General features: G+C 64.3%; 23 protein-coding genes and 1 tRNA gene. 14 read left to right on the top strand and 10 right to left on the bottom strand.

Going from position 1 to position 26,063, the window contains the following annotated elements; genetic code table 11:
• Positions 1–223 precede the first annotated feature (223 nt).
• Both NGR_RS11915 and NGR_RS11910 read left to right on the top strand, forming a co-directional pair.
• Positions 224–1,456 carry an ROK family transcriptional regulator gene (locus NGR_RS11915; RefSeq protein WP_012706697.1) on the top strand — a complete coding sequence of 411 codons (1,233 nt, stop codon included), beginning with the start codon at positions 224–226 and terminating at the stop codon, positions 1,454–1,456.
• Positions 1,457–1,885, top strand: a complete 429-nt coding sequence (locus NGR_RS11910) for an RbsD/FucU family protein (protein WP_012706696.1) — start codon at positions 1,457–1,459, stop codon at positions 1,883–1,885.
• Positions 1,886–1,971: 86 nt separating this feature from the next.
• Here NGR_RS11910 and tnpA read toward each other — a convergent pair whose 3' ends face one another.
• Complete coding sequence (gene tnpA, locus NGR_RS11905; RefSeq protein ID WP_012706922.1) at positions 1,972–2,406, bottom strand: IS200/IS605 family transposase; 435 nt, start codon at positions 2,404–2,406, stop codon at positions 1,972–1,974.
• 173 nt (positions 2,407–2,579) lie between these two features.
• The gene (locus NGR_RS11900; protein WP_012706694.1) at positions 2,580–3,017 is read right to left on the bottom strand and encodes a DoxX family protein; all 438 of its coding nucleotides are present in this window, start codon (positions 3,015–3,017) and stop codon (positions 2,580–2,582) included.
• 321 nt (positions 3,018–3,338) lie between these two features.
• Here NGR_RS11900 and NGR_RS11895 point away from each other — a divergent pair, with 321 nt between their 5' ends.
• On the top strand, positions 3,339–4,043 hold the full coding sequence (locus NGR_RS11895; RefSeq protein WP_012706693.1) for a Crp/Fnr family transcriptional regulator: 705 nt from the start codon (positions 3,339–3,341) through the stop codon (positions 4,041–4,043).
• 5 nt (positions 4,044–4,048) lie between these two features.
• Entirely contained in the window at positions 4,049–5,932 is a 1,884-nt protein-coding gene (locus NGR_RS11890; protein WP_012706692.1) for a CHASE2 domain-containing protein, read from the top strand.
• On the opposite strand, the gene NGR_RS11885 is transcribed toward NGR_RS11890, so the two are convergent.
• Complete coding sequence (locus NGR_RS11885; protein ID WP_012706691.1) at positions 5,924–6,544, bottom strand: FecR family protein; 621 nt, start codon at positions 6,542–6,544, stop codon at positions 5,924–5,926. The two genes, NGR_RS11890 and NGR_RS11885, sit on opposite strands and share 9 nt — an antisense overlap.
• Before the next feature lie 298 nt (positions 6,545–6,842).
• On the opposite strand from NGR_RS11885, the gene NGR_RS11880 reads away from it, so the two are divergent.
• Complete coding sequence (locus NGR_RS11880) at positions 6,843–7,406, top strand: sel1 repeat family protein (protein WP_012706690.1); 564 nt, start codon at positions 6,843–6,845, stop codon at positions 7,404–7,406.
• A gap of 39 nt (positions 7,407–7,445) precedes the next feature.
• On the opposite strand, the gene NGR_RS11875 is transcribed toward NGR_RS11880, so the two are convergent.
• Positions 7,446–8,480 carry a proline racemase family protein gene (locus NGR_RS11875; RefSeq protein WP_164924152.1) on the bottom strand — a complete coding sequence of 345 codons (1,035 nt, stop codon included), beginning with the start codon at positions 8,478–8,480 and terminating at the stop codon, positions 7,446–7,448.
• A 194-nt stretch (positions 8,481–8,674) separates the two neighbouring features.
• On the opposite strand from NGR_RS11875, the gene spdA reads away from it, so the two are divergent.
• The 7 genes from spdA (at position 8,675) to NGR_RS11840 (ending at position 17,138) form a co-directional block, all read left to right on the top strand.
• Positions 8,675–9,481 carry a 2', 3'cyclic nucleotide phosphodiesterase SpdA gene (spdA, locus tag NGR_RS11870; RefSeq protein ID WP_012706688.1) on the top strand — a complete coding sequence of 269 codons (807 nt, stop codon included), beginning with the start codon at positions 8,675–8,677 and terminating at the stop codon, positions 9,479–9,481.
• Between the two features lie 68 nt (positions 9,482–9,549).
• Positions 9,550–9,864, top strand: a complete 315-nt coding sequence (locus NGR_RS11865; RefSeq protein ID WP_012706687.1) for a YkgJ family cysteine cluster protein — start codon at positions 9,550–9,552, stop codon at positions 9,862–9,864.
• 188 nt (positions 9,865–10,052) lie between these two features.
• A complete protein-coding gene (gene putA, locus NGR_RS11860; RefSeq protein WP_012706686.1) occupies positions 10,053–13,760 on the top strand; it encodes a trifunctional transcriptional regulator/proline dehydrogenase/L-glutamate gamma-semialdehyde dehydrogenase in 3,708 nt (1,235 codons plus the stop codon).
• Between the two features lie 249 nt (positions 13,761–14,009).
• Positions 14,010–14,594 carry an IMPACT family protein gene (locus NGR_RS11855; RefSeq protein ID WP_164924577.1) on the top strand — a complete coding sequence of 195 codons (585 nt, stop codon included), beginning with the start codon at positions 14,010–14,012 and terminating at the stop codon, positions 14,592–14,594.
• A gap of 95 nt (positions 14,595–14,689) precedes the next feature.
• Complete coding sequence (locus NGR_RS11850; RefSeq protein WP_012706684.1) at positions 14,690–15,676, top strand: aldo/keto reductase; 987 nt, start codon at positions 14,690–14,692, stop codon at positions 15,674–15,676.
• Between the two features lie 43 nt (positions 15,677–15,719).
• Complete coding sequence (locus tag NGR_RS11845) at positions 15,720–16,148, top strand: DUF1810 domain-containing protein (protein ID WP_012706683.1); 429 nt, start codon at positions 15,720–15,722, stop codon at positions 16,146–16,148.
• 312 nt (positions 16,149–16,460) lie between these two features.
• Positions 16,461–17,138: a methyltransferase family protein gene (locus tag NGR_RS11840; RefSeq protein WP_012706682.1), complete on the top strand. Its 678-nt coding sequence runs from the start codon at positions 16,461–16,463 to the stop codon at positions 17,136–17,138.
• A 30-nt stretch (positions 17,139–17,168) separates the two neighbouring features.
• Here the strand turns inward: NGR_RS11840 and NGR_RS11835 are convergent, their stop codons facing one another.
• Positions 17,169–17,777 carry a helix-turn-helix transcriptional regulator gene (locus tag NGR_RS11835; RefSeq protein WP_164924151.1) on the bottom strand — a complete coding sequence of 203 codons (609 nt, stop codon included), beginning with the start codon at positions 17,775–17,777 and terminating at the stop codon, positions 17,169–17,171.
• A gap of 100 nt (positions 17,778–17,877) precedes the next feature.
• Complete coding sequence (locus NGR_RS11830; RefSeq protein ID WP_164924150.1) at positions 17,878–19,629, bottom strand: hypothetical protein; 1,752 nt, start codon at positions 19,627–19,629, stop codon at positions 17,878–17,880.
• A 421-nt stretch (positions 19,630–20,050) separates the two neighbouring features.
• Between NGR_RS11830 and NGR_RS11825 the strand changes: the two genes are divergently transcribed.
• Both NGR_RS11825 and NGR_RS11820 read left to right on the top strand, forming a co-directional pair.
• Positions 20,051–21,232, top strand: coding sequence for a hypothetical protein (locus NGR_RS11825; RefSeq protein WP_012706679.1), 1,182 nt, complete (start codon positions 20,051–20,053; stop codon positions 21,230–21,232).
• Positions 21,233–21,395: 163 nt separating this feature from the next.
• Positions 21,396–21,866: an aminoacyl-tRNA deacylase gene (locus tag NGR_RS11820; RefSeq protein WP_012706678.1), complete on the top strand. Its 471-nt coding sequence runs from the start codon at positions 21,396–21,398 to the stop codon at positions 21,864–21,866.
• An 86-nt stretch (positions 21,867–21,952) separates the two neighbouring features.
• Here NGR_RS11820 and NGR_RS11815 read toward each other — a convergent pair.
• From NGR_RS11815 to NGR_RS11800, 4 genes are all read right to left on the bottom strand, one after another.
• Positions 21,953–22,029: transfer RNA gene (locus tag NGR_RS11815), tRNA-Arg, on the bottom strand.
• A gap of 152 nt (positions 22,030–22,181) precedes the next feature.
• A complete protein-coding gene (locus NGR_RS11810) occupies positions 22,182–23,663 on the bottom strand; it encodes a sensor histidine kinase (RefSeq protein ID WP_012706677.1) in 1,482 nt (493 codons plus the stop codon).
• Positions 23,664–23,684: 21 nt separating this feature from the next.
• Positions 23,685–25,109, bottom strand: a complete 1,425-nt coding sequence (locus NGR_RS11805; protein WP_012706676.1) for a dihydrolipoyl dehydrogenase family protein — start codon at positions 25,107–25,109, stop codon at positions 23,685–23,687.
• An 18-nt stretch (positions 25,110–25,127) separates the two neighbouring features.
• Complete coding sequence (locus NGR_RS11800; protein ID WP_012706675.1) at positions 25,128–25,925, bottom strand: TVP38/TMEM64 family protein; 798 nt, start codon at positions 25,923–25,925, stop codon at positions 25,128–25,130.
• Positions 25,926–26,063: the final 138 nt, after the last annotated feature.

Genomic DNA, 26,063 nt, shown 5'->3' with positions numbered 1-26,063 from the left:
GCTTCACCGTGGCAGCATTCTCCTCCTGCCGACGGTGCTTCCGAGCGTCAATCAAACACCAAAATTCCGAGGTGTCAATAAATAAATCAAATTGAATTATTATCTGAATGTGGCATTCTGCAGGGCAAGTAACCGGCCCTGTAGCGGCCGGCGGCGGCAAGAGCGCGCGGGAGCGAAACCGACAATCTCGCGTGAAGGGATGCCAACGGGAGGAGACGGTGGCATGTCACTGACAGAAGATCCCCATGGGGGATCGGCGCAACCCGACGTGATCGACCCGAGCGGCGGGGCGAACCAGACGCGCGTGCGCGCCTATAACGAGCGGCTGGTCATGTCGCTGGTGCGTCGCCACGGCAGCCTGTCCAAGGCGGAGATCGCGCGCCGGTCCGGACTTTCCGCCCAGACGGTCTCGGTCATCATGCGTGCGCTCGAGGCGGACGGGATGCTCATTCGTGGCGCGCCTGTGCGCGGCCGGGTCGGGCAGCCGTCCATCCCGATGCGGCTCAATCCCGATGCCGTCTATTCCTTCGGGGTCAAGATCGGCCGCCGCAGCGCCGACCTGGTGCTGATGGATTTCCTCGGCAACATTCGCCTGCACCTGCACCAGATCCACACCTATCCCCTGCCCGGCGACCTCGTCACCTTCATCGTCAAAGGCATAGAGAAGCTCGAGGAGAAACTCGGCCCCGAGGAACGCAAGCGCATCGCCGGCGTCGGCATCGCGACGCCCTTCGAATTGTGGAACTGGGCGGAAGAGGTCGGCGCGCCGCACGAAGAAATGGACAAGTGGCACGATTTCGACCTGCAGGCGGCGGTCGCTGCGCGGACGCGACATCCCGTCTTTCTGCAGAACGACGGCACCAGCGCCTGCGGGGCGGAACTCGCCTTCGGCGTCGGCGCCAGCTATCCGGATTTCGTCTATTTCTATATCGGCTCGTTCATCGGCGGCGGCGTCGTGCTCAACTCCGCGCTGTTCTCGGGCCGCACCGGCACCGCCGGTGCCGTCGGCCCACTGCCGGTCTCGGGCAAAGACGGCAAGACAACGCAACTGCTGAAGATCGCCTCGGTCTTCGTCCTCGAGAAGCTGTTGCGCGAACGTGGCATGGATCCGAAGCCGCTCTGGTATTCGGCCGACGACTGGATCGATTTCGGCGAACCGCTCGAGGTCTGGATCCAGGATTCGGCGGCGGCACTCGCCCAGGCGGTCGTCTCGGCCGTCTCCATCGTCGATTTTTCCGCCGCGGTGATCGACGGCGGCTTCCCGCCCTGGGTGCGGGCCCGCCTGCTGACCGCGACGCGCAAGGCGCTGCAGACGCTCGACCTTCAGGGCGTCACGCTGCCGGACCTTGTCGAAGGCGTCGTCGGCAGCCACGCCCGGGCGATCGGCGGAGCGAGCCTGCCGCTCTTTTCCCGCTATCTGCTCGATACCAATGTTCTCTTCAAGGAGCTTACCTGAATGTTAAAGGGAATAGACCCCATCCTGAGCCCGGAATTGCTTGCCGCGCTCAGGGCAATGGGGCATGGCGACGAGATCGCCCTGGTCGACGGGAACTATCCGGGCCAGGAACATGCCCGCCGGCTGGTGCGGCTCGACGGCCATCATCTGATCCCCGCGCTCGATGCCATTCTCAGCGTGCTGCCGATCGACGACTTCGTGCCGGAGGCAATCTTCCGCGCCACGGTCAAACAGGACAAGGACGCGCTTGACCCGGTGCATCGGGACATCATCGCATGCTGCCGCAAGCACGAGCCGAACCAGCCGGTCGTTCCGCTTCTCGGCACGGAATTCTACCCGCGCGTGAGAGCCGCCCATACGGTGGTGCAGACCAGCGAACCGCGCCTCTACGGCAACGTCATCCTGCGCAAGGGGGTGGTCTACCCCTGAGCCCGCCGCCCAAAAGTCACGACCTCCACCAGAGGTGGAGGTTTGAAACGCTGCGCTTGAACCGCTAGAAGCGGTTTTGCTATAAGTTAGTAGCTACGGTTAAAGAGGTCGGCAAAGTCGGAAGCTTTGTCGGCCTTTTCTTGATTACGGATATAGCGTCTGACGACCTGCTCATCATAGCCAGCCGTTGAGACGAAGTACCCACGCGCCCAAAAGTGATAGCCTTTGTAGCGCCGCTTGCGGGCATATTTGTTGGCCACGTAAAGGGCTGTCTTGCCCTTCAGGAAGCCCACAATGTGCGACACCGAGTACTTCGGCGGGATCGAGATCAGCATATGCACATGGTCGGGCATAAGGTGCCCTTCCTCGATCCGGCAATCCTTTTGCAGAGCAAGCCGATGCAAAAGGTCACCCAATTCACGGCGCAAGTCACCGTAAAGACGTTTCGTTCGGTATTTACTTGAAAAGACCACATGGTATTTGCAGTCCCACGTCGCGTGTGATTGCGATCGTTCATCCATAAAACCTCCGTTCTATGTCTCGGCCAGCCTAGCGGTCCAAGCACGGAGGTCTCTCAATCACAATGTAGAACGCGTCCAGTCCTCCACCGGAGGTGGAGGTTTATTTTGCTTACAACGAAAAACGCCCGCCGGCGGGGCCGGCGGGTTCTCCTTATTTTCGGAGTGACGTCGTCTCAGGCAGCGACGGTTCTGCCGAGGCGGGCGTCAAGCGAGAGCGCTCCGGGGCCGAAACCGGCAAGCACCAGGAAGGCGCCGGCAAGGGTAATGTTCTTCATCATCATGATCTGGTTGAACATCGACAGAAGGCCGTTTGCCGCTGCCGGAAAATCGGGAACGTTGATCGGGCCGCTGTGGAAGACGAAGGCCGTGACGAGGCAGAAGGCGGCAAGCAGATAGGAGGCAATGCGCGTCTGGAAGCCGACCAGAACGGCAAGGCCCGCGACGAGTTCGAAGAGGCCGGCGAGATAGGCGAGCGCCGTCGCCGCCGGCCATCCGGCATTGGCGATCATGCCGGCCGTGCCCGCCGGATCGGCGAGCTTGCCGAAGCCGGAGGTAATGAACATGATCGAGAGTAGAACGCGCCCGACGAGGACGATGACATTCAGAGGCATGCGCGAGGCTCCTGTTGGAAACGGATTTGCAACAGGAATATCAGCATTTGACGAATCGGCCAGCCGGCCCGATGGAAACGGATCGTTCACAATTTCGAGACGACAATGTGAAATCGTCAATCTTCCGGCAATATCCTGCGCGCCAAACTCGTCTCTGTTTGCAACAGGTCGCGCCTGTGGAAGAATTTTCCCCACGTCTGCTGCATGTTTTCTTAAATCCCCGGCGATTTTAGGGTAAGAACATGCAGCAATTCAAAGCGCTACAGCGACCTTGCGCATCTGACAAGACGCGCGGCGCTGTAGGGCACGCGGGGAAATCGCATGACCGAAATCAACCGGAGTCCCGCCTTCTGGCGGTCCTTTCCGATTTTCGAAGAGTTCGACAAGGAAACGCTCTGCGAACTTGCCGACATCGCCAGCTACCGGAAATGGCCGGCCGGCACGGTCATCTTCCAGCGCGGCGACGAAGGCAACTACATGATCGTCGTGGTCTCCGGGCGCATCAAACTGTCGCTGTTCACGCCGCAGGGGCGCGAACTGATGCTGCGCCAGCACGAGGCCGGGGCGCTGTTCGGTGAAATGGCGGTGCTCGACGATCAGCCGCGTTCGGCCGACGCCGCCGCGGTGACCGCCGCGGAGGGCTACGTGATCGGCAAGAAGGCCTTCCTCGATCTCATCACCCAGAAGCCGAGAATTGCCGAGGCGGTCATCCGCTTCCTCTGCGCGCAGCTGCGCGACACGACCGACCGGCTGGAAACGATCGCGCTCTACGATCTCAATGCCCGCGTCGCACGTTTCTTCCTGGCGACGCTCCGGCAGATCCACGGCAACGAACTGCCGGCAAGCGCCAACCTTCGCCTGACCCTGAGCCAGACCGATATCGCCGCCATTCTCGGCGCCAGCCGACCGAAGGTGAACCGCGCCATTCTGTGGCTGGAGGAACACGGCGCTCTCAAGCGGACGGACGGCATCGTCTCGTGTAATGTGGGACGACTGTTGATGATAGCCGATCCACCGGAGGACTAGGCCGATTGAGCCAGACGCCATGGCCGCATCGCCGCATCAGCCCGCTTGCCGGCGGGATCGTTGCGAGTCTGGCCACGGCGCTCCTTCTCTACCTTTATGCCGAGACGGCCTTCCGGACGCCGCGCGAACTCTTCTTCGACAATCTTACCCAATGGGTCTCCTCGCCGCGCTCGGCGGATATCGTCGTGGTCGACATCGATCGGGTGGCCTACGAGGCGCGGTCGGAAAACTGGGATCGTGGTGCGACGGCTGAGCTGATAGCGCGGCTTGCAGCCGCCCGCCCGAAGGCGATCGCCGTCGACTTCGTCTTCAGTTCCGACTGCGATCCGGCCTCGCCGGCGAATTCGGCCCTTGCTTCGGCGATCGGCGAAGCACCGGTCGTCCTGGGATTTCTGGCTGCGGCGCGCTCCCTTGAGCGGCCGCGTCCCGTTCCGCCGCTGGCGTTCAGACGTCAGCTCGCTGTTCCCGAACAATGGTTCACCCAGGGCGCGGAGACCGCCTGCCCGATCTTCATGGACCGGTCGAAGGCGGCGACGGCGGCATTCCTCGTCGGAGACAAGGATGCACGCGTCCGGCGTACGCAGGCCTTCGCCATCGTCGATAACGACGCCTTCCCGGCGCTTGGCATCGAAGCGGGCCGGCTGGGCGCGGCAAGCAGCACGCCGGTGCTCGGCGGTGAGCCAGCCTGGTTGAGGCTCGATCATGCGATCATCCCGCTCGACGCGGATGGCAATCTTCGTTTCGTGGCGAGCTCGCAAGCGGCGCTCGCCGCCCGGACGGTTTCGGCAGCCGACGTGTTGGCGGGCAGGATCGACGAATCCAGGATCGCCGGCAAGCTGGTCTTCCTCGGCAGCAGCATGCCGAGCCTCGGCGGGCTGAGACCGACCGCCTCCATGCCGCTCGAGCCCTCGGTACAGATCCATGCCGACATAGCCAATGCGGTGGTCACCGGGTTCGTGCCCTATCGCGGCGGCGATCAGCCCCTGATCGAGGCGCTGTTCAGCGTCACGACGGGCGTCGTTGCCGCCTATGGCGCAACGAAGCTCCGTCCCGGGATGACGCTGACGCTCGGCGCCGCGGCCGTGCTTGCCATCGGAGCCTTCGCGGGCGCCATCTACGCCGCGACCGGCTGGCTCTTCGACGCCGTCGGCATCTCGGTCGCGCTGGTGACCATCCTCGTTGTGACGAGCGCCTTGCAGCTCGCCCGGGTGCGCCGCGCCGAGGCGATCGCCCGGCAGAAATTCTCCCAATACCTGCCGCAGTCGGTGGTGTCCCGCTACATCGACGACCCGGACCGCGGTCGTGTGGCCGGCGAAGAGCGGCCCGTGACGGCGCTTTTCACCGATATCGAGGGTTTCTCGATACTCTCCCAGAAACTCGCCCCGCGCGAGCTCGTCGCCCTGCTCGACACCTATTTCGCGGAGGTGAATGCGCTCGTTTCCCGTCACGGCGGCATGGTCGACAAGGTGGTCGGCGACGCAGTCCATTCCCTTTTCAATGCGCCTGAAGATCTCGCCGACCACGTCGACAAGGCTATCCAATGCGCCGTGGCCATCAACGCCTTGACCGAAGAAATGCGGCTGCGACCGCAGTTTGCCAAGCATGATTTCGGCAGGACGCGGATCGGAATCGAGACCGGACCCGCGGTCCTTGGAGAGGTCGGCGCCGGCGGCAAGCTCGATTACACCGCCCATGGCGACGCGGTGAGCCTCGCCGCGCGCCTTCAGGAGGCGAACAAGTTCCTCGGAACGGCGATCTGCATCGGTCCGGCAGCCGCCGCCCAGTGCAAGATTGCGCTTCGTGCGCTCGGCCAGCATGAGATCCGCAGCTTCGGATCGATGGAGCTCTTCACCGTCGCCAATGCTGGCGGACTTCGGACTTCAGCGTAGACCGACGCTCGCATAGGCCTCGCGGATGCGCGCCTGCCCCCATCGCGTCACTTCACCTGGAGCTCCGCCGGGCCGGTCGAAATCCACTCCCTCGCCGGCAGTCAGCCTCCGCGCGATGCCCCCGCCTTCGACGCTGACGGCACCGTGCTCGACGAAAACGGCGAAGGCTGCCGCCCGGCTGGGTCCACAGAAAAACTTCGTGCCGCGAACGCCGATCATTCCGAAGGCCGTGCGGATCGCCATATCGACCTTCGGCAGTCCCTGTGGCCGGTCAAAAACCATTCGCCCGACGCCGAGCTCGAGCGTGCCCCCCTCGCCGGCGATGAAGCTGTCGATCAACAACTCCGTCTGCGGTCCGAGCAGAATGCGTGTTTCGCTGAGGGCGAGATCGGCAAAACTGTTGGTGCTCGTCGTGACATAGTCCCGGTCGAGTACGGCGCCGCCTGCGGCGAGCCGCTCGTCCGCGTCTCCCTGCCGACGGCGGACATTGCCGCGGATCTTTTGCGCCTTGCCGACGACCGCTCCGGTCGCGGCCGTCGCCGTCCGGCAGCCGACCACCGCCAGGATCAGGCCGCCAAGCACCATCCTTCTGTTGATATGCAGCTGCGGCATCGGCTTCTCCTCGCTGCCAATTGCAGCGCTCTCTGTATGAGCCTTCGTTCGAGGATAGACCGACGCATCCAGGATGCAAGACGCCGCTCGCGCCCCGCCGTGTTCGCAGACGATGCGGGCTCCTCGCTGTTTCGCTCGGAACAGGCACCACCTCACGCCAGTTCTAGGATAGTGGCCGGACTACAGCGCCGCGCGTCTTATCGGACGCGCGAAGGTCGCTGTAGCACTTTGAATCGCTGCATGCCCTTGTCCCTGAATCGAGGTCGATTCAGGGAGACATGCAGTAGGGGAGATTGTCATGGATACCCGGATCAACCCGACCATCGGCAGGGCAAATGCGCTTCTGCTTGCAACTGCTGTGCTGCTGTCGTTCGCGGCGGTCGCGGCTCCTTCGGCGCATGCGGCCGATCTCACCGCCGCCGAACAGTGCGACCGGGAAGCCGGCAGCGAACTCGATCTCGAGCGCAACCGGGCCTTTCCCGCCGTCGCAACGCAAGAAATCCGCATCGGCGTCGCGCTATCGGCCTGTCGCGAGGCTTATAACCAGAGTGGCGGCGCTCGCACCCAGTTCCAGCTTGCCCGTGTTCTCGACCGGGCCGGCGAGAAACTGAAATCGCTTCAGCTCCTCGGCGAAGCGGCGCAAAACGGCCACGCTCTGGCGATGGCGATGTACGGCATCCGGCTCGTGGAACGTGGCGAGGCTGAAGCGGCCTTCGACCTCTACCAACGCGCTGCGGCCGCCGGCAATGTCGTCGCAGCCCGCAATCTCGCCGTCGCCTATCGGGACGGTGTCGGCACGCGGGCAGACGGCGCCCTTGCGGCGCAGTGGTTCGCACGGGCGCAGACGAGCAAGCTCCAGTGAGGATTGCGCGTCACGCACCGAGGCCAGAACAGACCGGGCTTAGCGGATCTCGCCCGCCTGCGGCCCCCAGGTATCGGTCAGCGCAAAGCCATCGGCGAGCGGATCGAACGGGTCGAGCGCCACCTGATGCAGGCCGAAGGTCCAGCCTCGGCCCGAAATGGTCGGAATGATCGCCTTCCGCCCAGCGACCGTCGTCACGGCTTCGAGGCCGACTTCGAATTCCGAGCCGATGATCGAGCGGGATGTCAGGACATCGCCCGGCTTGACCTTGCCGCGCGCATGGAGCGTCGCGAGATTGGCCGAGCTGCCGGTACCACAGGGCGAGCGGTCGACGCGACCCGGCCACATGGTGGTGCAGGTCCTGACGGCTCCGTCCGCCTCAGTGTCGCGGAACATCACATAGGCAACGCCCTTGATCTCCGGGATTTCCGGATGCACGACCGGAAGCGTGCGATTGACGATGTCCTTCAGAGCCATACCCGCCTCGACGATCCGGCGCGCATTCGTTTTGTCGATCGTCGTGCCGATCTGGCGGACGTCGACCAGCGCGTAGAAGACGCCGCCGAAGCAGAGATCGACCTTGATGCGGCCCCATTCGGGCGTATCGACAACGACATCCAGTTCCTGGACGAAGGACGGCACCATGGTGAGCTTCACCCGCTCGCAACGGCCCTCCCGACAGGTGGCAGTCGCCTTCACCAGGCCCGCCGCCGTGTCGAGCATCACTACGGTTTCCGGCTCCTTCATCTCGATCATGCCGGATTCGAGAAGCGCCGTCGTGACGCAGATCGAATTGGAACCGGACATGGCATGGGCCTGGTCGGCCTGCAGGATGATGAAGCCGGCGTCCGCCTCCGGCCGCTTCGGGGGAAGCAGCAGGTTGACGGAGCCGATCGATGCGGCGCGCGGCTCGAGACACAGGAAACGGCGCAGGCTGTCATCCACCGTGTTGATGTGGTTCAGCTGCTCGGCGATCGAATTGCCCGGGATCTTCGGCACGCCGCCGATCGCCACCTTGCCGATCTCGCCCTCGCAATGAACGTCCAGCAACTGGATCGTGCGTTTCCATCTCATGACCGTTCTCCGGACCAGTGTCAGCGGCACCTGATATATCAGATGGGTCGATCCATAGCGCTTTCGCGGGCCGGCCGCAAGTGCGCCGCGTGCCAAGGTGCGTTCCCTCTCCCCACGCACCCAAACTTGCCGCTTGACGCCCAGGCGCAGGCGCGGGAGCGTGAAAGAAAAACGCATTGCTCCGGGCGGGACCCATGACGAAGTTCATCATCTTCACCGACTTGCACATGGTTCCCGAGGGCATGTCGATCATCGGGATCGATCCGTATCGGCGGCTGGCCGCCGGCATCCAACATGTCAATCGCTACCATGCCGATGCGGATCGTGTGATCTTCGCGGGTGACCTCGCGCATGGAGCCGACCGCGCCTCCTACGAGCGGCTGAAAGCCCTTCTCGGCGAACTCGATCCCCCGGCGGCGATCATGATAGGCAATCACGACCGCCGCGAGGCATTTCTGGAGGTATTCGACGAGGCGGCAACGGATGCCAGCGGCTTCGTCCAGCAGGTGATCGATTTTGCCGACTGTCGCGCCATCCTCCTCGACACGCTGTTTGCGCCGCCCTACGACTATCCGGTCAGCCATGCCGGCTATCTTTGCGACCGGCGCCTCGCCTGGCTCGACCGGCAACTCGCAAGCGCCGCCGACCGGCCGGTGCTGATCTTCATGCATCACCCGCCGCACATCACCGGCTTTATCGGCATCGATATGTTCCGCCTCATCAACGAGGAGGATTTCTATGGGCTGGTTCGGCGGCACGGCAATGTCCGCCACATCTTCGCCGGCCATGTGCACCGCACCATAAGCGGCTCCAGCCGCGGCATCCCCTTCTCCGTCTTCAAGAGTCCGGTTCACCAGCAGCCTATGCCCTTCGACATTCCGGACGCCTCGCTGTCGGTGGACGAGCCGGCGGCCTACGGTATTGCGCTGGTCACGCGCGACGGGGTGCTCGTCCACACGGAAGACTACGAGATCGCCAAGCGCGACGCCGCAGTGGCGTGAGCATTCAGGAGAGGCGCACGGCACTGTAGGCCATTTCGACACTTCCGGCTTCGTGCTAGGCTGGGGCCATGACTTCTGCCCTTTCCCCCCATCACGATTTCGATTGCCAGAGCTGTGGCGCCTGTTGCGCCTATTCGGCCGAATGGCCGCGTTTCTCGCTGGAGACGGAAGAGGAGCTGGAACAAATACCGGCCGACCATGTGGCGGCCGACCTTGGCGGCATGCGCTGCGAAAACGACCGCTGCACGGCGCTCGAGGGCACGCTCGGCAAATTCGTCGCTTGCAAGGTCTATGCCGTCAGGCCCATTGTCTGCCGGACCTGCATGCCCGGCGATGACGAATGCCTGATGGCCCGCCAACGGCTTTTTGGTGCCGCCGCCTGAATATGGAAACATCCGGATCATTCCCGCGTGATCCGTATGTTTCTCCCAAAATGACAACCTACTTAGAGAAAACATCCTGAGGCTGAACGAATTGCCGGATGGATGTTCGGCTGCGCAAAGCATATTTTTCGGCCACGAATTGAAGGGCGCCAAGGCGCCCTGCTACCCCGCGTGGAGGACCGCGTTCGATGAGCCAGACCCAGCTTCAAAAACCAACCATTAGCACCGACGCCGCGCCCGCGCCCTTTGCCGACTTTGCGCCGCCGATCCGGACGCAGACCACCCTGCGCCAGGCGATCACCGCCGCCTATCGCCGGCCCGAGACGGAATGCCTGCCGCCGCTCGTCGAAGCCGCGACACTGCCGCGGGGAACGCGGGACGCCGCCGCCGGGACCGCCCGCAAGCTGGTCGAGGCACTGCGCGCCAAACACAAGGGTTCGGGCGTCGAGGGGCTGGTGCAGGAATATTCGCTTTCGAGCCAGGAGGGCGTGGCACTCATGTGTCTTGCCGAGGCGCTGCTGCGCATACCCGACACGGCTACCCGCGACGCGCTGATCCGCGACAAGATCTCCGACGGCAACTGGAAGTCGCATCTCGGCGGCGGCCGGTCGCTGTTCGTCAACGCCGCCACCTGGGGTCTCGTCGTCACCGGCAAGCTAACCTCGACGGTCAACGACCGCAGCCTCGCCGCGGCGCTGACACGGCTGATCTCGCGCTGCGGCGAGCCGGTGATCCGACGCGGCGTCGACATGGCGATGCGGATGATGGGCGAGCAATTCGTCACCGGCGAGACGATCGACGAGGCGCTGCGCCGCGCCCGCGCGCTCGAGCAGAAGGGCTTCCGCTATTCCTACGACATGCTCGGCGAAGCGGCGACGACCGCCGCCGACGCGGAGCGCTACTACAAGGACTATGAGGCGGCCATCCACGCGATCGGCAAGGCCTCTGCCGGACGCGGCATCTATGAAGGTCCCGGCATCTCGATCAAGCTCTCCGCGCTCCATCCCCGTTATGCGCGGACACAGGCGGCGCGGGTGATGGGCGAATTGTTGCCCAAGGTGAAGGCCCTCGCCCTCCTCGCCAAGACATACGACATCGGCTTCAACATCGATGCCGAAGAGGCCGACCGGCTGGAACTGTCGCTCGATCTTCTGGAGGAACTCTGCCTCGACAGCGATCTCGCCGACTGGAACGGCATGGGCTTCGTCGTGCAGGCCTATGGCAAGCGTTGCCCCTTCGTGCTCGACTTCATCATCGACCTGGCCCGCCGTGCCGGCCGGCGCATCATGGTGCGGCTCGTCAAGGGCGCCTATTGGGACGCCGAGATCAAGCGGGCGCAACTCGACGGGCTCGAGGATTTCCCGGTCTTCACCCGCAAGATCCACACCGACGTTTCCTACATCGCCTGCGCCCGCAAGCTGCTTTCGGCGACCGACGCGGTTTTCCCGCAATTCGCCACGCACAACGCCCAGACGCTCGCCACCATCCACCACATGGCCGGCAAGGACTTTCACGTCGGCAAGTACGAGTTCCAGTGCCTGCACGGCATGGGCGAGCCGCTCTACGAAGAGGTGGTGGGACGGGAAAATCTCGGCCGGCCCTGCCGCATCTATGCGCCGGTCGGCACACACGAGACGCTGCTTGCCTATCTCGTCCGCCGCCTGCTCGAGAACGGCGCCAACTCCTCCTTCGTGCATCGCATCGCCGATCCGGGCGTTTCGATCGACGCGTTGATCGCCGATCCGGTGGAGATCGTCCGCGCCATGCCGGTCGTCGGCGCCAAGCACGAGAAGATAGCGCTGCCGGCCGAGCTGTTCGGAGCCGCGCGGCCGAATTCCGCCGGCCTCGACATATCCAATGAAGCGACCCTTGCCGCCTTGACCGAGACGCTCAAGGCAAGCGCCGCGATCGGCTGGACCGCGGCCCCGCAACTTGCAACCGGCGCGGCTTCCGGCGAAACGCGCCCTGTCGTCAATCCGGGCGACCATCGCGACCGCGTCGGCTCGGTCACGGAGACGTCCGAGGAAGACGCGAAGCGGGCCGTGCGGCTTGCCGCCGAGGCGGCTCCGAGTTGGGCTGCCGTTTCCCCCGCCGAACGGGCGGCCTGCCTCGACCGCGCCGCCGATTTGATGCAGGCGCGCATGCCGACGCTCCTCGGGCTGATCGTGCGCGAGGCAGGCAAGTCGTTGCTGAACGCGATTGCCGAGGTGCGCGAGGCGATCGATTTCCTGCGCTATTACGCCGAACAGACGCGCCGGACCCTTGGCCAGGCCCACCGGCCGCTCGGTCCCGTCATCTGCATCAGCCCGTGGAACTTTCCGCTGGCAATCTTCACCGGCCAGATCGCCGCCGCACTCGTCGCCGGCAACCCGGTACTGGCCAAGCCGGCGGAAGAAACGCCGCTGATCGCCGCCGAAGGCGTGCGCATCCTGCACGAGGCCGGCGTGCCGGCAAGCGCCCTGCAGCTCCTGCCGGGCGACGGCCGCGTCGGCGCCGCTCTGGTCGCGGCACCGCAGACCGCCGGCGTGATGTTCACCGGCTCGACGGAGGTGGCGCGGCTCATCCAGGCGCAGCTCGCCGATCGGCTCTCGCCGGCCGGCCGGCCGATCCCGCTCATTGCCGAAACCGGCGGCCAGAACGCGATGATCGTCGATTCCTCGGCGCTTGCAGAACAGGTCGTCGGCGATGTCATCGCCTCGGCCTTCGACAGTGCCGGCCAGCGCTGCTCGGCGCTGCGCGTCCTCTGCCTGCAGGAGGACATCGCCGATCGCACGCTCGCCATGCTGAAGGGGGCGCTGCACGAATTGAACATCGGCCGCACCGATCGTCTTTCAGTGGATGTCGGCCCGGTGATCTCCGCCGAGGCCAAGGACATCATCGAGACGCACATCGAGCGGATGCGCGGGCTCGGCCGCAAGGTGGAGCAGATCGGCCTTGCCGCCGAGACGGAAGCTGGCACCTTCGTGCCGCCGACGATCATCGAATTGGAGAAGCTCGCCGATTTGCAGCGCGAGGTGTTCGGGCCGGTGCTGCATGTCATCCGCTACCGCCGCGACAATCTCGATCGGCTGATCGACGACATCAACGCCACCGGCTACGGGCTGACCTTCGGCCTGCACACGCGGCTCGACGAGACGATCGCCCATGTGACGAGCCGCATCAAGGCCGGCAACCTCTATGTCAACCGCAACATCATCGGCGCGGTGGTGGGAGTCCAACCCTTCGGCGGCCGCGGCCTTTCCGGCACCGGTCCGAAGGCCGGCGGACCGCTCTATCTCGGCCGGCTGGTAACGCCGGCCCCGGTGCCGCCGCAGCACAGCTCCGTGCATATTGACCCGACGCTGCTCGATTTCGCCAAGTGGCTCGACGGCAAGGGTGCGACGGCGGAGGCGGAGACAGCCCGCAATGCCGGCAGCAGCTCAGCGCTGGGACTGGACCTCGAACTCCCCGGCCCGGTCGGCGAGCGCAACCTCTATGCACTGCATCCGCGCGGCCGTGTCCTGCTTGTGCCGGCGACCGAGAGCGGGCTTTACCACCAGCTCGCCGCAGCGCTTGCAACCGGCAACAGCGTCGTCGTCGATGCCGCCTGCGGCCTGCAGGCCTCGCTGAAGTCCCTGCCGCACAGTGTGGCCCTGCGCGTCTCCTGGTCGAAGGACTGGGCCGCCGACGGCCCGTTCGCCGGTGCCCTGGTCGAAGGCGACGCCGAGCGCATCCGCCAAGTCAACAAGGCAATTGCGGCATTGCCCGGTCCGCTCGTGCTGGTCCAGGCCGCCTCGGGCGAGGAGATCGCCCGCAATCCGGACGCCTATTGCCTGAACTGGCTGGTCGAGGAGGTTTCCACCTCGATCAACACGGCCGCCGCCGGCGGCAATGCCAGCCTGATGACAATCGGCTGAGCGACCAAAAACTTCCCCTCCCCAACCCCTCCCCACAAGTGGGAGGGGCTTGAGATGCCGCACACTCTTCACTCCCTTTTGACCGATGCAACGAGGCCGAAATTTTCAGGCAGGGCACTCGGCCGCAACGGGCGCCAAAGCCCCTCCCACCTTTGGGGAGGGGCGATGCTGCGCCTCGGCAAGCAGTCCATCGAGGATGACGAAGCGCCTCCATTCCGCTATCAGCGTTGCCAAACCGGGAAGCAGCGGATGTTCACGCTCCAGCGCATCGAGACCTCGGCACAGGAAATCAGGAAGAGCCGCTTTGTGGCGATCGCCGGCTCGATCGACGACGAGCAAGCGGCAAAGGCCTTTCTCGCCGCCCATTCCGAGCCGGCCGCCAACCACAATTGCTGGGCCTGGCGGATCGGCCAGACATACCGCTTCAATGACGATGGCGAGCCGAGCGGCACGGCGGGCAAGCCGATCCTGGCGGCGATCGACGGCCAGTCGCTCGACCGGGTCGTGGTCGTCGTGACGCGCTGGTTCGGCGGCGTTCTGCTCGGCAGCGGCGGCCTGATCCGCGCCTATGGCGGCACCGCCGCACTCTGTCTCAGGGCGGCGGAAAAGGTCGAACGGGTCGAGACGCACCGTGCCACGGTCGCCTGCGACTTCGCCGATCTCGCCCTCATCAAGGCACGGCTCACCGCCCGCGGCATCGCGATCGCCAGCGAAAGCTTCACCGACACCGGTGCCATGCTGGTGATCGATTTTCGGAAGGACGCGGCGGAAGCCACACTCACCCTGGTGAGTGATCTCAGTCGCGGCAGGGCGATCGTTTCGCTCGATACCTGACCGCCCCTTTCGCTCAGCCTCACAATCATCATACAAATGACCGACAATTTGCGTGGCACCCGCCGCGGCAAAAGGGTGATCGAGGAGACCTTCAGATGAAGACGAGAGTTTTGGGACGGACGGGCGCAACAATTTCGGAGATCGGCTTCGGCGCCTGGCAGATCGGCGGTTCCTGGGGCGATGTCAGCGAGGAAGACGGCAAGCGCGCCCTCAACGCCGCGCTCGACAACGGCGTCACCTTCATCGATACGGCCGACGTCTATGGCGACGGCCGTTCGGAAAAGATCATCGCTGCGGTGCTGAAGGAGCGCGGCGGCGAAAAGCCGTTCGTCGCCACCAAGGCCGGGCGACGACTCAATCCGCATGTCGCCGATGGCTATACCGGCGCCAATGTCGAAGCCTTCATCGACCGCAGCCTCAAGAATCTCGGCGTCGAGACCCTCGATCTCGTCCAACTCCACTGCCCGCCGACGGACGTCTATTACCGGCCCGAGCTTTTCGGCGCGCTCGACAAAATCGCGGCCAAGGGCAAGATCCGTCACTACGGCGTCTCGGTCGAAAGGGTCGAGGAGGCCCTGAAGGCGATCGAATATCCGGGCGTCGCCACGATCCAGATCATCTACAATATCTTCCGGCAGCGACCGCATGACCTTTTCTTTGCCGAAGCGAAGAGAAAGAATGTCGGTATCATCGTGCGCGTGCCGCTGGCCTCCGGCCTGCTTTCAGGCAAGATCGGCAAGGACACGGTCTTCGCTGCGGATGATCACCGCAACTACAACCGCCACGGTGAAGCCTTCGACGTCGGCGAGACCTTCGCCGGCGTGCCGTTCGAGGCGGCGCTGGAAGCGGTGGAAGAGCTGCGCAGGCTGGTGCCCGCCGATGTGCCTATGGCGCAATTCGCGCTTCGCTGGATCGTCGCGCAGGAGGCCGTTTCGGTCGTCATCCCCGGCGCCCGCAACGCCGGCCAGGCGCAATCGAATGCGGCGGCCAGCGCGCTTGCTCCGATCGGTGGGGCGACCATGGAGGCGATCGCCGCACTTTACGAGCGGCTGATCAAGGTCCATGTTCATCAGCGATGGTAACGGAGCAGCGGCGGGTCTTCCTAGCAGCCAAGGGAAGGCAACGATGAGCGAGGCCTTCGATCTCGAACGTTTCGTCAAGGCGCAGGAGGGCGTCTACGAGAGCGCGCTGGCGGAGCTTCGCGCCGGCGCCAAGCGGACCCACTGGATGTGGTTCATCTTTCCGCAGATCCAGGGCCTAGGCCATTCGTCGATGGCGCAGTATTACGCGCTGGCGGATCTCGACGAGGCGCGGGCCTTTCTCAAGCACCCGCTGCTCGGCCGGCGACTTCGTGAATGCACGGAGGCTGTGAACGCAGTCAGAGGGCGCAGCGCTCTCTCCATCCTCGGCCGGCCGGACGATCTGAAGTTCCGCTCGTCGATGACGCTCTTCGAGGCCGCCGACCCGACTGTCGGAGCTTTTGCAAAAGCGCTCGACCATTATTACCACGGCGCCCGAGATCCCCGAACGATGGAAATCCTCGGCGGGGCTTGAATAGCGGCCGACCTCAAAGCGATGCAACCGGCATCTGGGTGACGAGCAGGATCAGAAGGGCGCAGACCGTCAGGCCGGCGATGATCAGCATCAGCTCCTTCATCATGTAGCGGTACATTCAAGCCCTCCTTTCTGCTGGACGGCGTGGCAACGGAGACCATATGGGAATCCGCCGCTGCCGTTTTGAGGCGCGCCCGAGCCACAACATCGTGAACGCGCCGAAAAACGAGACCGGCTTGCCGCAAACGTGCCCCACTGCGCCGCTAGCTTCGAGAGCGCCGGGGCAGCATAGGCATTGCAAGGAGCTGACCGATGGTCGTCAGGCTGATCGTCCAGACCGTCATCTGGTTCGGGATCATGGGAGCTGTTCTCTTCGCTTCGGCCGGAACCTTCGACTGGCCGGCCGCCTGGATTTACCTCGCCATCATGCTGGCGCTTTCTCTCATCACCGGGCTGCTGCTTGCCTGGCATGATCCGGCGCTGCTCAGGGAGCGATTGGCCGCCCCCATCCAGAAGGACCAGCCAAAGGCCGACAAGGTGCTCCTTTCCGTGCTCCTCCTGTTCCTGTTCGGCGCCTTCGCCTTCATGGCGCTCGATGCCGCACGATTCAAATGGTCGGCGGTACCATCATGGGCACAGGCCGCCGGCGCGCTGCTGCTCGTGCTCTCGATCGGCTTCAACTACCGGGTCATGCGCGAAAACAGCTTCGCCGCACCGGTTGTGAAGGTGCAGAGCGAGCGGGGACAAAGCGTGGTCACGACAGGCCCCTATCGCTATGTCCGCCATCCGCTCTACAGCGGCAGCCTGCTGTTCGTCGCCGGCACGTCGCTGCTGCTCGGTTCCTGGTGGGGGCTGCTGGCCGCATTGGGGCTCGCAGCCCTGCTCGCCATCCGGATCGGCATCGAGGAAAAGGCGCTTCGCGCCGGCCTCGCGGGGTACGACGCCTATGCGCAACGGGTGCGTTATCGGCTCGTTCCGTATGTGTGGTAGCGGATCTTTGGGCGGTTGATCCAATCGTGATCAGCCAGGCACGATGCGCCCGGAGACCTCGGCGTTTTCGGGACGAGCGACACCGTCGCCGCGGGCGGAAGTCTGCGCCGTCGGCACGGGCGGCAAGAGCAGCTCCTCCAGAAAATAGGCGGAAAGCGCGGCGCGACCGGAGAGCTCCGCCTTGTGGTAAACCGACGTCGCCTGCTGGCGAATTGTCGCTTCGCTCGCTCCGCGAATCCGGGCGATCTCCTTGTGGCTGAAGCCCTTGAGCAGCAGCAATCCGACCTCCTGCTCAGCCTGGGTGCAGCCCCAGGCCCCGAATTGGCGCTGGATGGCGGCGCCGAGCTCCTGAAAGTGATCCGCCAGATCGGCACGCCACTGAGCGTTGCTTTCGCGGATGCGCGCGACCTTGTCGCGCAGATCGAGGTTATCCGCCTCCTGCTCGCGAAGACGCGACGAGAGCAGCGCCACGCAGGCCGAGCAACCGACAAGAAGCGCAATGCTCACCGCCTCCGTCAGTAATTCCGCGACGGTCCATTCCTCCTCTTCCTTCACCACTTCCAGTCCCAGCAACAGCGCGAAGGTTCCCACCGCACCAAAGATCAGGATCTGCCGGCCGCGTCCCTTGGTCCAATCCATCGCCCATCGCCGCTGGCGGCGGCGCCCCGCAACTCGCAGTACCGCCGCCATTTTGCGCCCGCCCTCCCGGCTTCGCAACAGATGGGCGCCAATTGGTGGTTCAGGCGATGAAGAAGCCATCGGCGCTGAGCGCGGCCCCGGCCTTCAAGACACCGTCCGGTACGCCGTCAAAGTGCGCACCGATGCCATCAGGGTGATCATTACAAAGGCGTTCGAGATGGCTGAAGTCAACCCAATCGCCGTCCACGAGGAACCCGTCCCACCTATCGAGTTCGAGATCGGCGACCCGCCCGACACGATGAGCCCCATCGGCGAACACAAAGGTGTCGCCGGTCAGCCACTCGTCCAGCGTATCCTCCAGCGATTCTCCAGTCCCGCTGTCGTCCGCCTCCTCGGCTTGCTCGCCGTCGGGGACCTCGCCCGCGGGTTCGTTGCTCGACTGGGCAATTCCGCTGCTGGCAGTTTTCCCGCCTCCGGCTTCACGGACGAGTTGCTGGAGCGTTTCGGCCGGGATCGGCGCGTCGCTGACAGCCAAGATCGCGTCATTGAAATCACCGTCATAGTCGGGACTGGTGTTCAGCCGGTCCTCGAAGCCGATGATCTCGATGCCGCTTGCCCCTGCTGCGCTCGACGATAGCCCGATCGCCTGCATGCTGCCGGCGGGGTTCAGAAGATTGCCACCGTCGTCGGCACCCAGCGCGCTCAAGGGTTGGATCGGCAGGATGTTGCCGGCATCGTCCATGACGGTCGGAGCGAAGGGATCATTCACATTGGCCGGTGCGCCGGTCAGAAGGTTCTTCAGTTGCATGCCGCCGTCAGCGAACTGCTCCAGGTCGACGCCGATCTCGTCGGTGCCGCGCACCAGGAAGAGGCACAGGCTCTGGCCGTCCGGAACGTCGACGGCAATGGATGTGCCGCTCGCCGCATCGGAGAGATCCGCGACCAGTATGCGCCCCTCGCTGATGGCGCCGGTCGCCTCATCGATGAAATAGGCGCCCAGCGCATCGGCGCTGTCCGTCGAGCCGCCGATCACCGTGACCTGCTTCGTTGTCCCGATCCCGGCGAAGTCCGCCATTTCAAGATCCCGTATCTCGGCGAGATCCTCGACCGTCTTGGATTCCTTGAGCTTCGCCAAGGCAGGGGTGACGTCGTCACTGTCGTCGGCATCCACCTGGCCGACAATTCCGTTGCGGTAGAGGTCGACCTGCGACGTCGCCGTGCCGTCCGGTGCGACGGCGGTTTCGGTGATCTCACCCACGCCCGGAGCATAGTATTTGAACTCGACCCCGGTGGAGAGTGCCGAACTGTCAATGATCTTGATGACGTCTTCAAATTGCCCGAAGGACGTTTTGACACTGAGTCCGGTCTCGGCGAGGATGCTTTCGTCCTCGGCGATGCCAGGTGCGAACTCCAGATAATAGGCCGGGCCGAATTCCGGACTCGCCTTCATCGCCCAGCCCGGCTGGTTGCCGGGATCGTCGGCCGACCATTGGCCGTCGTGATTGACGCCGACGAAATTGCCGTCGTCGTCATATTCGTAGTTGACGACGATCTCGCCGAAATACCAGACATTGCCTGCGGTATCCTGCGCGTACCAATCGAAGGTATCCTCGATGATGACATCGTCCTCGTAGACCGTGTCGCGGATCACGGTGGTCGCAACGCCACGCACCTCGAAACTCGCAGAGGTGGTGAAGACGTCGTTTCGCTCCGTTGTGACCTCGCCGGTGTCGGGATCTGTCTCATCGCCCATGTAACTCAGGACATGACCCGGGATCAGCGGAAGATAAGGGTTGTTGATCGGCGCTCCGGGGTTGAAGGTCGCCGCCGCAAAATTGGGCAAGATAGCCATGGCAAGTCCTCCGAGGTAGCTGCTCCGCGGTCGGCTCCAGCCTGCCGCTCCACCGCATGAGCATGCTGTCGTGATCGCCTCACGGGAATCCGGCAGGCGTGATGCGGAAAAGAGTTGGCCGTTCAAAGCGCTGGGCAAACCGTCTTACGGATGTGAGATGGGCGGCAGCTCGATGAGCCCAGGCATCGGAGACCGGCATGTCCCGCAACCGGTCCGTTGGCCGCCAAGGGGAAGACCTTGACCGGATGCCTGAAGGCCCGTACCGGCGTTGGTGCCAACGAAATCTTCGGCTATGGTCTTGGCAGGCAAACGGGATAATGGCCATGCGGATTTCCAGTTCTTCGCCAGAGGGCAAGTCCGCTCGCGGCAGTCTCGCCCGCGCGTTCCGGCTAGCGCCTTGGCGCGCGGTCGGGGCGAAGGGATGACAAGGATCCATATGCGCCGTCTCGCCGTGGCTCGCACCGGTGCCGTGTTGCTGGCGTTCCCGGTTGCAGCCATGGCCGAAGACCGTCTGCCGATCCTTGCCGAAGACTGCACTGCGCCCTGTGCAGGCTATGAGGTTACGGCCGAACTCCAGAACGACTGGGTGTTTGCCGCCGACCCCTCCTTGCTGAAGTCCGACGAACTGGAACCGACGATCACCGTTGACCTGTTCCTGGCACCAACCGACAATCTCCGCTTCGTCGCCTCCATCATCACCGAGCAGGTCGTCGAGCCGGAAGCCGGCGAGAATGCGGTCTTTCAAGGCATCGGGACCTACCTGGCCGAACTCTACACCGCCGTCGCAACGGGTCCCGCCACCATAAGGGCCGGAAAATTCGACACGATCTTCAGCCTTGCGAGCGAGGTCGCGCCGGGGATCAACGCCACCGAGTTGGTCTCGGATATCGACGCGGACGAGCGCCTTGGCGCCGAGGTCGTGCTTGACTTCGGCGGCCTTGGCATGGAGCAGGTCCTGGCGGCGACTGCCTTTACGACCGACCGGTCGGTCCTCGGCAATTCCCTCTTCACCCGACGCGGCCGGACGAGATTGTCCGATGGCGGCGCCGGCAATACCGATGGCCTGTCCTCCTTCTCGATGACACTTGACGGCTGCCGGGGGTCGGAACCGATCGATTGCTATCTGGAGGGTGATTTCGGGTACAGGCTCGGCATCCGGTATCAGGCCGCCGGAGCGCAGAGCGGCGAAGACACAGAAGACAGTCCTGGCGACGAAGTCGGCTATCTGGCCGCCGCGACGACGAGCCTGGAACTGGACGAAATGACGCTCAGATTGCTCGGCGAGACCGCTTATCTCCGGCATTTCGACGGCGGCTCCGACGATGCCTTGCTCCTCACGGGCTCCGCGGCACTTGAACTGGAGCCGGTGACTTATGTTGCGAGCTATACGCAACAACTGAATCTCGTTGCGGGGGAACCGGACAGGCGCGAGCACCTTGCCGATTTCGAAGCCATCTACGAGCCCCGGGAAGGCACATCACTCGAAGGTTGGGAATTCGCCGCCGCCTACACGGTTGCGCGCGACGCCGACGAGACCGCCCACATCTTCAGCGTTCGAGCGGTGTTCAATTTCGACGGCGACGCGGAACTCGGGTCGCGGTGAGATGTGACGAGCCGCCTCTTCGCCAATGCACGGCGCGCGCTGCGAGTTCTCTGAAACGAGCGCACGGCCGCAATTGCCTGCGGCCATTCATCGTTGACTCCGCAGACGATCAGAGCAGAATGATCTTTTTCTGCGTCACTGCTCAACAGAAGGGACGCCTACGATGACGATCGCAAGGAAACTCCAGCACTATATCGAGACCGAGGGGATCGACTACGATACCGTCCCTCACCACCGTACCGCAACGACCAGCCAGACCGCAGAGGCCGCCCACGTTCCCGGCAACCGGCTGGCCAAATCCGTGGTCGTGCACCACGAGATGGGCTACGTGCTTGCCGTCGTGCCGGCCACGCACCGGGTCGAGCTCTCGACGCTGCAGGATGTCATGAACAGGCGTCTGGGCCTTGCCTCCGAGGAGGAGGTCAGCACGCTCTTTTCCGATTGCGAGATCGGCGCGGTGCCGCCCATCGGATCGGCCTATGGCGTGCCGGTCATCCTCGACGAGAGCCTCGACAAGGCCAACGACGTCTATTTCGAGGGCGGCGACCACCGAACGCTGGTGCACATGAGTGGAACCAGCTTCCGCAACCTGACGAGGGATGCGCAGGTGGCCCGCTTCAGCCATCCGGGCTGATGAGGCCCAACGCGCTTGATCGGCTACCGGTGTCGGACCGGTTCCGTGACACTGCACTTGGTGCGCGGCTTTAAATTGGAAAGAAGTGGCGCACCCGAAGAGATTCGAACTCCTGACCCCCAGATTCGTAGTCTGGTGCTCTATCCAGCTGAGCTACGGGTGCGTGCCTGAAGCGGTGACCACCGCTTGCGTGGCGATCCTCTAAAGGGTCCTTTCGGCGATTGCAAGCGCCTTTCGGCAAAAAACTTTATTTTTGCGACGACGGTGGCGCGCCGAAACGCGCGGTCCGGCAACGAGGCCGCTGCAAGCGAGGATTCACGAGCGGCCCTTGGCGCGGAAGGCGTCGAGCCGCACCGGGCGGTCCGGAAGCTCGATGCGAAACAGCGTGCCGGGCGTCGGCTTTTCGACCAGCGCAATCGTGCCGCCATGGGCGAGCACCAGTTCGCGAGCGATCGCGAGACCGAGCCCGGTGCCGCCGGAGCGCGCCGAGCCGCGGAAAGCGGCGAAGAGATTTTCGCGTGCCTTGGCCGGCATGCCCGGGCCGGTATCCTCGATCGAAATCGTCACGACGCTGCCCGTCCGGACGGCCGAGACGGAAATCATCGCCGGGCGGCCGTCGTCGGGCTGGTGGTTCGTCAGTGCCTGGACTGCATTGCGGCAGATATTGTGCACGACGCGGAAAAGCTGCTCGCTGTCCGCATCGACCATGATGTCGTCGCGGACCTGGACATCGAATTCGATGCCGCCCTGGCGATCGACCGCCAGCAGCTCGCCGACATCCTGGACCAGCGGGCGAAGCGCCACGAAGCGGCGATGCGGTTCGGCCTCGGCGGTCCGCCCATAGGAGAGGACCTCCTGCGTATAGCCGACGGCGCGGTCGATGGTCCTCAGCAGCGTCGGCGCGAAGCGCTTGACGACCGGATCGTCGACATCGGCCAGCCGGTCCGAGATGAGCTGGGCCGAGGACAGGATGTTGCGCATGTCGTGGTTGATCTTCGAAACGGCAAGGCCGAGTTCGGCAAGGCTTTTCTGCTGCTTCAAGGTCTTCTGCAACTCGCGCTGCATGCTGGCGAGGTGCTGGCCGGCGAGCGCCAGCTCGTCGCCGCCGTCCGGCGGCACGAGGACCCGTTCCGGACTGGACGGCTCGTCGGAAAATTCCTGCATGCTCGTCGTCAGGCGCTTGATCGGCACGATCAGCATGCGGTTGATGGCGAGGAAGATCAGCGCCGCCGTGATCAGCGAAATGACGATCGACAGCAGGAAGACATTGCGCGAATAGACGAGCATGGCCTTGCGCAGGCTCGCATCCTTCATCACCAGTTCGATCGTCGCTTCGCTCTCGCCGAGCGGTCCATAGACCCGCATGATGCGGGTGCCGCCGAAAAGCAGCGTATCGAAGGCGTCGCGGATCGCGCCGAGGGCGGTGAAATTGGCGACGTCGTATTCGCCGTCGATCTGAGGCGGCATGTCGACGGTCGCGATCATCCGCGACGCATCCTTGCGGCGGATGACGATCGCCTTGGTGCCGGTCGCCATCAGCGTCTCACGCTGCACGGCGCGCGGCAGCTCGATATTCTGCAGCCCGTCGACGACGACGGCGGCGGCCGCCACGGTGTTCAGCCGGTCCTCGAGCCAGCGGATCCGCATGTTGGCGACGGAGGGCACGAAGATCAGCACCTCCGCCAGCATGACGAAGGCGATCGTCAGCAGCAGGAGCTTGCCGGAGAGCCCGCGCAGAAATCCGACGGCCGCTCGCGGCGGCGCACTCTCATTGGCCGGACGTGCGTCTTCTACCATGACCCGTGATATTCCCTGCCCTCAGCCGAAACGCCGTAGAATGCCGATCGCAGAGCGAACGAAGCGATTTCGCACCATCGGGGAATAATAGGAGATCGCCGCCTGTTTTCCAATCTCGGAAAGGGTTGGATAGGGCGCGACATAATCGCGAAAATTCTTGAGCGTCAGCCGGTTGGCAATGGCAAAGGCCCAGAGGTTGATCATCTCGCCCGCCGCGGCACCGGCGATACCGGCGCCCAGAATACGCCCGCCACGACCGACCACGATCTTGATCATTCCCCGGTCCAGCCCATCCGTTCGGGCCCGATCGCTTCCCGACAGATCCGAGCGAACCACTTCGACCGTGCCGAAGCTTGCGCGCGCCTCTTCCTCCGTCGCCCCGACCTGGGCAATCTCAGGGTCCGTGAAGGTGACCCGGGGGACGATTTTCCGGGTTTCGCGCCCCGGCAGACGAAAGAGGATCTGCTGCAGGACGAGCCGCGCGTGATAGTTCGCCGCGTGCGTGAACTGCAGACCGCCCGCCGCGTCGCCGATCGCATAGACGCGGCGGTTGCTCGTCCGCAGGTCGGCGCCGACGTGGATCCGCTCCGCGTCGTGACGAATGCCCGCGGCGCCGAGGTCCAGCGCTGCATGATTCCCGGTACGGCCGGTGGCGAGCAACAGGTCGCTGCCTTCGATATCGAATCCTCCTTTCTTATCCACGCAGTGCAGCCGGACCCCGTCGCCATCGCGCTCGATCGAGCGAATGGTCGTCCGTTCGTGGAGAGCCGTGCCTTCGGTTCTGATGGCATCGAGCACGATCGCCTTCAGTTCCGTGTCCTCCTTCGAAAGCGCATCGGCCCTTTCGACGACAGTCACGCGGGCCCCCAGCCGGCAATGGGCCTGCGCCATCTCGAGACCGAACGGCCCTGCACCGACGACGACGAGATGGCGCGGCAAGGGCGTGAACTCGAACAGCGATTCGTTGGTAAGATACGGCACCTCCGCCAATCCGGCGATCGGCGGAACAGCCGGCGAGGAGCCCGTGGCGATGACGAAGCGCCGGGCGCGAATGAGGTACGTGCCGGCGGCGACCGTCCGGTCATCAAGGAAGCGAGCCGTTTCCTGGATCACCTCCACGCCGAGGCCCGAGAAGCGCTCGACGGAATCATGCGCCGCGATGCCCTCGATCACCGAGCGGATGCGAGCCTGCAACCTTTCGCCGTCGATGAACGGCTCCGCCGCCACCAGGCCGAACGCGCCGGCCTGGCGCATCGCCTGCGCCTGCCTTGCCGCCGCGATCAGCGCCTTCGACGGCACGCAGCCGTAGTTCAGGCAATCGCCGCCCATCCTGCCCCGTTCGACGAGAACGACGGGCACACCGAAGGCGGCCGCACCGGCGGCGACCGACAGGCCGGCAGCCCCGCCGCCGATCACGCAGATGTCCGGATTGCGTATCTCTCCCACGCCGCGCCCTTTTCGCCGTCAGCCTTGTCGACGTGACTGTAGTAGCCTGTAAGCCAGAGGCAATGCCGCAAACAGCGCCAGAGCGAGGAGGGCCAGCGAAATTTCCTTCGTGGCAAAATCGGAAAGCGCCAGCGCGTGGCCGCTCTCGCCCGCCCGCTCGATCACGTCATCGAGCCCGCAGCCCAGCCACGCATAGGCGAAGGTTGCCGGAACGATGCCGATGAGAGTCGCAGCGACGAAGGTACGCAGCTTCACGTCGAAGAAGGCGGGCGCGATATTGACGATAAAGAACGGAAAGATCGGCGCCAGGCGCAAGATCAGCAGGTAGAGAAACGCATTGCGCCGAAATCCTTCAGCGAGACGCTCCAAAAAGCGTCCGGCCCGCCTTCGCAAGAGATCGCTAAGGACGCCGCGCGCGGCGAGAAACAGGAGGCTCGACCCCAGCGTCGCGGCGAGGACCGTGATCGTGCCGCCGAGGAAAGGTCCGAACAGAAATCCGGCGGACATCGTCAGCACCGATGCCGCCGGGATCGAGAAGACCACCGCCGCGACATAGGCAAAAAAGAAAACCAGGACGGAGCGGACGGGAAAGGCGTCGACATGGAGACTCAGCGCTTCCTGATGACGGACGAGCGCCGACAGCGAAACATGGTGCTGCAGCCCGAGGGCGTAGAAAGCCAGTCCGCCTGCGATGAGCAGCGCAAGAGGCACGGCCCGCCAGAGCGACCGGCCACCTCCGGATACGCGCTCGTCCCGGCCCGGGCGGGCGCGCAGGGCCGTTTTTTCTTCCGCCCCGTTGCTGACACCATGGCTCATGAACTTTGCTTTCGGCGTGACTTACTCCTTGATTTAGAAGGACTCCTGACCGCCGACCAGTAAAGAATGGTCGCGCCCTTAAACGACAGCGTGAACGGACGGCAATGGCAACTCACGTTGCCGTGAGACGGCAAAGCC

The sequence above is a fragment of the Sinorhizobium fredii NGR234 genome (assembly GCF_000018545.1).
Lineage (GTDB): Bacteria > Pseudomonadota > Alphaproteobacteria > Rhizobiales > Rhizobiaceae > Sinorhizobium > Sinorhizobium fredii_A.
This window is presented reverse-complemented; position numbering and strand designations above follow the sequence as displayed.

Excerpts from the sequence above, each read along its gene's own strand:
- NGR_RS11880 (WP_012706690.1), top strand. The coding sequence starts at position 6,843 with ATGGATACCCGGATCAACCCGACCATCGGCAGGGCAAATGCGCTTCTG.
- NGR_RS11820 (WP_012706678.1), top strand. The coding sequence starts at position 21,396 with ATGACGATCGCAAGGAAACTCCAGCACTATATCGAGACCGAGGGGATC.
- NGR_RS11885 (WP_012706691.1), bottom strand. The coding sequence starts at position 6,544 with ATGCCGCAGCTGCATATCAACAGAAGGATGGTGCTTGGCGGCCTGATC.
- NGR_RS11800 (WP_012706675.1), bottom strand. The coding sequence starts at position 25,925 with ATGAGCCATGGTGTCAGCAACGGGGCGGAAGAAAAAACGGCCCTGCGC.
- NGR_RS11845 (WP_012706683.1), top strand. The coding sequence starts at position 15,720 with ATGAGCGAGGCCTTCGATCTCGAACGTTTCGTCAAGGCGCAGGAGGGC.
- NGR_RS11915 (WP_012706697.1), top strand. The coding sequence starts at position 224 with ATGTCACTGACAGAAGATCCCCATGGGGGATCGGCGCAACCCGACGTG.
- NGR_RS11840 (WP_012706682.1), top strand. The coding sequence starts at position 16,461 with ATGGTCGTCAGGCTGATCGTCCAGACCGTCATCTGGTTCGGGATCATG.
- NGR_RS11825 (WP_012706679.1), top strand. The coding sequence starts at position 20,051 with ATGACAAGGATCCATATGCGCCGTCTCGCCGTGGCTCGCACCGGTGCC.
- NGR_RS11865 (WP_012706687.1), top strand. The coding sequence starts at position 9,550 with ATGACTTCTGCCCTTTCCCCCCATCACGATTTCGATTGCCAGAGCTGT.
- NGR_RS11835 (WP_164924151.1), bottom strand. The coding sequence starts at position 17,777 with ATGGATTGGACCAAGGGACGCGGCCGGCAGATCCTGATCTTTGGTGCG.
- tnpA (WP_012706922.1), bottom strand. The coding sequence starts at position 2,406 with ATGGATGAACGATCGCAATCACACGCGACGTGGGACTGCAAATACCAT.
- spdA (WP_012706688.1), top strand. The coding sequence starts at position 8,675 with ATGACGAAGTTCATCATCTTCACCGACTTGCACATGGTTCCCGAGGGC.
- NGR_RS11855 (WP_164924577.1), top strand. The coding sequence starts at position 14,010 with ATGTTCACGCTCCAGCGCATCGAGACCTCGGCACAGGAAATCAGGAAG.
- NGR_RS11895 (WP_012706693.1), top strand. The coding sequence starts at position 3,339 with ATGACCGAAATCAACCGGAGTCCCGCCTTCTGGCGGTCCTTTCCGATT.
- NGR_RS11850 (WP_012706684.1), top strand. The coding sequence starts at position 14,690 with ATGAAGACGAGAGTTTTGGGACGGACGGGCGCAACAATTTCGGAGATC.
- NGR_RS11810 (WP_012706677.1), bottom strand. The coding sequence starts at position 23,663 with ATGGTAGAAGACGCACGTCCGGCCAATGAGAGTGCGCCGCCGCGAGCG.
- putA (WP_012706686.1), top strand. The coding sequence starts at position 10,053 with ATGAGCCAGACCCAGCTTCAAAAACCAACCATTAGCACCGACGCCGCG.
- NGR_RS11830 (WP_164924150.1), bottom strand. The coding sequence starts at position 19,629 with ATGGCTATCTTGCCCAATTTTGCGGCGGCGACCTTCAACCCCGGAGCG.
- NGR_RS11900 (WP_012706694.1), bottom strand. The coding sequence starts at position 3,017 with ATGCCTCTGAATGTCATCGTCCTCGTCGGGCGCGTTCTACTCTCGATC.
- NGR_RS11875 (WP_164924152.1), bottom strand. The coding sequence starts at position 8,480 with ATGAGATGGAAACGCACGATCCAGTTGCTGGACGTTCATTGCGAGGGC.
- NGR_RS11910 (WP_012706696.1), top strand. The coding sequence starts at position 1,457 with ATGTTAAAGGGAATAGACCCCATCCTGAGCCCGGAATTGCTTGCCGCG.